This is a genomic window from Microbulbifer variabilis (assembly GCF_020524905.1).
GTDB lineage: Bacteria > Pseudomonadota > Gammaproteobacteria > Pseudomonadales > Cellvibrionaceae > Microbulbifer > Microbulbifer variabilis_A.
In genome coordinates this window covers 1-4,102 of record NZ_JAIVKI010000045.1, presented here as the reverse complement: position 1 = coordinate 4,102, position 4,102 = coordinate 1, and the positions used below count along the sequence as shown (strand labels likewise).

The following is a 4,102-nucleotide window of genomic DNA, read 5'->3' as shown; positions in this document are numbered from 1 at the left end:
GGGGTTAGCAAGCCGCTTGGGCGATTGCTCTGGATGGTGCCGACAGATTCCCCAGGGCGGAGATCGTCGTAGATGGCACCGGCACGGATGTCGAGAATGCGCTTTCCTTCACTATCCCAAGCATCATCATGCTCATACTCAGTAGGGCTACCCTTCTGAATAAAGCCAACCATGGCCGAGGCAATCTTGGCTGCAACGCGTTCGTTTTCTTCATAGTCTTTAATATCGTTGAGGCGATTCATTACCGCTGCAAAGATGGAAACCCCTCGGGTTTGGTGCAGCCTGCGCACAAATTTCAGGTGCTCGATATTTTCCGCACTGTGGCGCCTGCGCTTCATACGCCAGTTAAAAGAGGCTCCAGGGTGCTCGTCGTAGAGCCAGAAGGCCTTGGCTTCGCCCCAGGCGGATTTCTCAATACCCTGCACTATGCGTTTGCTGGAATCGTTGTAATCCACCGGCAGGAAATCCGGCTCCAGGCATTCGATGGTGTAAGGCACTGGGGTGCGATGCTTTAAGCCGGGCACCGTGCCCTGCAGGTGCCGCAGCAGAGTTTCGCCATCGCGCAGCCAGGTATTACAAAGAAGCCGCTGGGATTTTCCCCAGCTAAATTGCCGGGTGCATTCTGGGCGCCGCGCCCATTCCTTGTGAGCCTCATTCATTTGGCTGGCGAGGCCTTCGTGAATATCGCCATCCCAGGTTTTGGGCTGGAATTCCACATCGATACCGCGCGGGCCGACGATGTTGTTGGTTAGAGTGGTGAGAATGCCGAAGGCAAAATCGTGATTTTGCTCCAGGTGCCGGGCCTGGCCGCGCAGCGCCTCCACACCAGCTTCGGCGACCAGATCACCGCTGCGGTTATCACCGGGGTTTTTCCGCAGGCGACTGGGTCGCGCGGCTTCATAGGCGGCGGCAATCTCCAGGGCACGGCGGGCTTGCACGCGGCGCAGGGCGGCCTCGGGCGCAAAGAACCCGATTACAGAATCCAGTTTGTTCATCAGTAAAAGTTCGCGTAGGCGGGTCCGCGGTGTTTGCCGGCAGCCTTTAATGTTTCTTGAGACGCGCGGCGCTCCCACTCCTGACGGCCAGCGCGGATTTCCTGCAGGTTCTCTGCGGTAAATTGGCGGCCGTTAATCACCGTGGTTTTACCGGCGAGCACGTCTATCTCGGCCTCGATATAGAGGTCGACCATTTCTTGTGCGGTTTTTGACATTTAACTATCCAGTAGGGAACCGACCGGCTGTGCTGGCCGGTGTGGTTTACTCGGGGCTGGTTTGGGTTGATCCGGTGATTGATCGGGCTCGCTAAACAAGGTGCGCTGGCCCAGCTGCGATTCGATGGTGGACCACTTTTTCTCGTTGTATTTGTGCATGCCCTTGGCGTGGGCTGCGTGTAGGGCGTAGACCTCGGTATCGGTGCCCTCATTGGGCCTGCCGGGGCGCTGCTGCCAGGTTTCCCTGCCCTTGTGCTTTTTGCTGGGGGCTTTGACCTCGGCGGTGACCTGCTCCCAGTAGTCCTGGCGCACATGCTTGCAGCTGTGCATATAGGCGCTGGTGCCGAGCAAGCGCTTGGCGATCAGATCTTTGGCCTTGTGGGTACCCACGATATACACCCGAACCCCATGGCGATCTGCCTTGGTGCGGCGTTTGGGATTGTTGTAATCCACCTGCCTGGGTTGAGAAAAGATTTCCTTGGTGCCGAAGTCGTTACTGTCCCCTTTGATCGCCATCACCAGCACGCCGCGATGTTTTTTATCGCGGGTTCTCACCCAGTGATATACCGCGTTGCTGGTACCCCCATCGGAGGAGTCGATACTGATTGCCGCTGCGCGGATCTCGCCAAAACGCTCGTGCTTGAAAGGCTGGAAGACTAGCTTGTCCAGGGCAGCCCAGCAGTCGTCGCGCTTGTCGGCGGTGTCGCCATCGATCTCGCCCCAGAACATCTGCCAGGACTCTTCATTGCGGCCGAAAGTGCGGATGCTGATTGCGAGGCGGTCATGCTGCACATCGATGCCCACCGTTACCAACAGGCCGCCAGCGGGGCAGGATAATTCCGGGTAATCCTCGGCGGCTTTCTGCAGTTCCTCATGGTCCAGCAAGCGGCTGGCGGCATACTGGTAGGGCCTGCCCAGTTTGTTGTTCTGAAAAACAATACGCGCGGATTCATCACCGCTTTTGGCTTCATGCTCCGCTTCGAGAAAATCCCGCACCACATCGGCGAGGCCGGTGCCGGGGATACACACATAGAGCTCGGAGAGCTCCATAAAGGTTTCTATCGGTTCGATTTCATCGGGCCCAAAGTCTTCACCACATTGGGTTTTGACCCAGCCGGCAAAATCGTCGCCATTCTCCCGCGCCGTTTTGCAGGTCTGCAGAATATTGGCCTGGCGGCGGTAGTCATCCCATTCGCTGCCACATTCCGGGCAGCCATAGATAGCAGTATCAGGCTGATGTAGGCCGAATACCGGATGCGGTATGCCCTCTTCTTTCTTCAGCCAGCGAACGTTTTCCCAATCCAGTACATGGGAGTCGCCGCAGTCGTGACAGGTCACCGGCAGCACGCGCATGGTGCCGAGCTTGGTGTAATGCTCCACCTGGGAAAGATCCGCTACCGCAGGTGTGCCGCCAATAATTAATTTCTTGTTGCGCATGCGCTTAAGGCGTTCGCGCAGGTGGCGAATGGAATCGCCCTGATCCCCGACGTCTTTGTTGGTATCGTCTGGCTCCTCCACATAGCCCCGGCGGGCCGTGGTGGATTTCACATTGGATATCGAGTTGGAGCCAATGGTGCGCACCTCACCACCGGGGAATTTCTTCCGCGTTGAGCGGCTGCCGCCTTTGCGGCTGGTGGTGACATCGATCACCCGATTCACCGCTGGCGAACCTTCGATAATCGGCACCAGCTTTTCATCCATAAACAGGCGGCCTTTTTCATCCTTGGGAAACAGCATTAGGATGCGGGCCGGGTCGGTGACGGCGACCTTACAGATATCGGTGGCCAGCAAAACCGTCCAGCCAATCTGCGCGGCCTTCTGCATCACCACCATCCACGACACTGGGTTATCCAGCGCGTGCATCACGCCCCAGAAATAGGGCACATAATCGTTGCGGTAATAACCGGCGTTATCGCTATCCTCAGACGGCAGCTTGATATTGTCTGGCAACCACTCGATCAGCGGGATTTTAGGCTGCGGTATCCAGGCCTGGCGTACTTCCTCCACTAGCCTCTTCAGATTCAATTTCGTAACTGCCAATAGCTTTGAGGGCAGCGTCAATGTTTGGCTGTAGGGGTTCGCGATCGATGGTAATGGCATGCTGGCTCTCGATAGCAATAACGATGCTTTCCACCGCTCCTAAAAATTCATTCTTGCCAATGGTGGACCACTCCACCATCGCCTTGCGAACAGACTCGATATCCAGAATTAATTGGTCTTGCCGATACAGCTCACGCATTTTTAATTGCGCATTTGCCTCAGACTCAACTGCCTGTGCCATATCGCGGCGGCTGCGGGCATCACTCACCTGACGGCCTGCCGCTTCTGTGCGCAGCCGCTCGCAGTATTCTTGTAGCCAAACTTTGAAACTGGCTCCCTGGGAAAGCACCCCAGCCTGCCAATGCTTGGCAATCGCGGGCTGCGAAGCGCCAACCAAGCGAGCAAAGCCCAATTGAGTGGCCTGATCATCAAGAGAGATATCACCAGCCAAGGTATAACCCCCTATGAAATTTTGGATATCTGTTAAAAAAACACGGTCCGAATCACCCGTGTGTTGGCCCCCTCAGGAGGACCCGTTCAACGTCTCTTTGCGGTCGCAATCGCATAGTCCATGGCCTTATCCAGTTCAATCGGCAGATGGCGTCGCGCTATGCCTTCGGCTATTTGGATAAAAGGGAAACGTTTGCGGTAGTCAGGCTTTCCCTTGAGGAAAATCAGGATGGGCTTAACCGTTGGCCGGCGTTTACCGCCAGCCCTCTTCCACACGCCTAAGACACCATTAACTTTGCCAACGAAATATTTCCCCTTTTTACCCTGCGCACTACCTGTCCCCCTTGTAGAGCCAGGGTTACCCCGTAATTCAGCCAGGATTTTTTTATAAGTTCCGACCGA

At 56.2% G+C, this 4,102-nt stretch carries 4 protein-coding genes and 1 pseudogene; all 5 read right to left on the bottom strand.

The genetic code is table 11. From position 1 onward, the window contains the following. Positions 1–995, bottom strand: a 995-nt coding sequence (locus LC073_RS21320) for a phage portal protein (RefSeq protein WP_226649626.1), incomplete at its 3' end; no start/stop codon positions are given. Then, positions 995–1,210: a primosomal replication protein PriB/PriC domain protein gene (locus LC073_RS21315; protein WP_226649624.1), complete on the bottom strand. Its 216-nt coding sequence runs from the start codon at positions 1,208–1,210 to the stop codon at positions 995–997. The genes LC073_RS21320 and LC073_RS21315, both read right to left, overlap by 1 nt. Further along, positions 1,211–3,217 (bottom strand): terminase gpA endonuclease subunit, encoded by a 2,007-nt coding sequence (locus LC073_RS21310; protein ID WP_226649622.1) that lies wholly within the window; start codon positions 3,215–3,217, stop codon positions 1,211–1,213. Further along, positions 3,180–3,701: a hypothetical protein gene (locus LC073_RS21305; protein ID WP_226649620.1), complete on the bottom strand. Its 522-nt coding sequence runs from the start codon at positions 3,699–3,701 to the stop codon at positions 3,180–3,182. Before LC073_RS21305 ends, LC073_RS21310 begins: the two co-directional genes overlap by 38 nt. A gap of 86 nt (positions 3,702–3,787) precedes the next feature. Further along, a pseudogene (locus LC073_RS21300) lies at positions 3,788–4,102 on the bottom strand (hypothetical protein); the annotation flags it as partial.

Bases quoted from the DNA above. Each gene is read 5' to 3' on its own strand.
- LC073_RS21315 (WP_226649624.1), bottom strand. From the start codon at position 1,210: ATGTCAAAAACCGCACAAGAAATGGTCGACCTCTATATCGAGGCCGAG.